General features: G+C 66.1%; 1 protein-coding gene. It reads left to right on the forward strand.

Features of this window, described 5'->3' with window-relative positions; translation table 11 throughout:
- Positions 1-163 precede the first annotated feature (163 nt).
- Positions 164-1885, forward strand: coding sequence for an IS1634 family transposase (locus ACIRFL_RS43775; protein ID WP_404041337.1), 1722 nt, complete (start codon positions 164-166; stop codon positions 1883-1885).
- The last annotated feature ends 113 nt before the right edge of the window (positions 1886-1998 follow it).

Below are 1998 nucleotides of genomic sequence, written 5' to 3' on the forward strand. Positions count from 1 at the left end.
CCTGCGTTCCGCGCAATTCGGGGGTTCTGGAGTCCCTACCGGGCTGAAGGTGCAGGTCAGTGAGCTGGAGGCTGGTGACGCGGGCAGATTCACCTAGAGACGCGATTCTGCGGATTCGCCTGCGCTGACCTGGAGTTGCTCCGTAGGGTCTGGAGTCGTGTATGTGAAGACGACGAAGCGGGAGAACAAGTCCGGCACGGTCCGGTACCTGCACCTGGCCCACAACGAGTGGGATCCGGTGAAGGGCCGGGCGGTCCCGAAGGTCCTGTTCACGTTCGGCCGTGAGGACGACCTCGACCGGGACGCGGTGAGGCGCCTGGTCGCGTCTCTATCGAGGCTGCTGGAGCCGGGTGAGGCACTGGCGTCGACGGCGGCGGGTGACCTGGAGTTCGTCTCGTCGGTCCCGTTCGGCGGCACCTATGTCCTCGATCATCTCTGGCGGCGGCTGAGGATCGACAGGATCGTCGGGCAGGTCGGGCAGCCCAAACGGGGCCGGCGCCGGGACATGTCGATGACCGAGCGGGTGCTGTTCTCCCTGGTTGCGAACCGGGCCCTGGCCCCGTCGTCCAAGCTGGCCGCCGCGGACTGGGTCACGCACGACGTGCATGTCGAGGGCCTGCCGGCCATCGACGACGACGCCTGCTACCGGGCGATGGACTGGCTCCACGAGGTGACCGACGACCTGGAGAAGCGGGTGTTCGACGAGGTCGCGAACCTCCTCAACCTCGAGGTCGACCTGCTGTTCTTCGACACCACCAGCACCTACTTCGAACTGGAGGAGGCCGACGAACCCGTCGCCCGCGACGACAAGGGCCGCCTCCTGACGGACGACCGCCCACCCGCTGAAGAGGACGGCGAGAACGCGGATCAGGCCGGGTTCCGTACCTTCGGCAAGTCGAAGGACTCCCGCGACGACCTGCCGCAGATCGTGATCGGGATGGCCGTCACGAGGGACGGGATCCCGGTCCGCGTCTGGTCCTGGCCCGGCAACACCGGTGACCAGAAGCTGATCCGGCAGGTCAAGGACGACATGCGGGACTGGACCCTGAGCAAGATCGTGTGGGTCACCGACCGGGGATTCTCCAGCGAACGCAACCGGCGCTACCTCCGTCAGGGCGACAACGCCTACATCGTCGGCGAGAAACTCCGCTCAGGCAGCCCGGAGGTGAAGGCCGCCCTGTCCCGCCAGGGCCGCTACGGCGAGATCGCCCAGAACATGCGCGTCAAGGAGGTGCGGATCTCCGACACCGAACGGTTCGTGATCTGCCACAACCCCGAAGCCGCCACCCGTGACCAGCACATACGCGAACAGCTCGTCTCCCAGCTCACGACCCTGATCGAAGACTCCGACAAGCTCAGCGACTTCAAACGTGGCGAACTCCGCGGCAAGATCGTCGACAAGCCCGGCCTCAACCGCTACCTCCGCACCACCCCGTCCGGCAAGCTCCGCATCGACACCGCGAAGATCAAGACCGAGGAGAACCTCGACGGCAAGTACCTGCTGCGATGCTCCGACCCGGACCTGTCCGCCGAGGACATCGCCCTCGGCTACAAGCAACTCCTCGAAGTCGAGCGGGGCTGGCGGGACATGAAACAGATCATCGACCTGCGGCCCGTCTATCACCGGCTCGAGGAACGCATACGCGCACACGTCGTCCTCTGCTGGCTCGCCCTCCTGCTGATCCGCATCATCGAGACCACCGCCGACGCGACCTGGACGACCGCCCGCCGCGAGCTCGACCGGCTCCACCTCGGTACGTTCACCGGCCCTACCGGCCTGTTCCGCCAGGTCACTGCCCTCACCAAGCCCCAGAGAGACCTGCTGGCCAAGCTCAACATCCCTGCACCGAAGCAGATCATCGCGCTCGAACCCGCACCCCGCTGACCAGCACGAACGCCAGCGCCTAGAGAAACGCCTCTCAGGCGCCCTCACCCATGTCCGCGCAGGTCAGACCCCAGATTCGTGACTCTAGGACGCTGAATTACGCGGAACGCAGG

The sequence above is a fragment of the Streptomyces sp. NPDC102462 genome, from assembly GCF_044765425.1.
Lineage (GTDB): Bacteria > Actinomycetota > Actinomycetes > Streptomycetales > Streptomycetaceae > Streptomyces.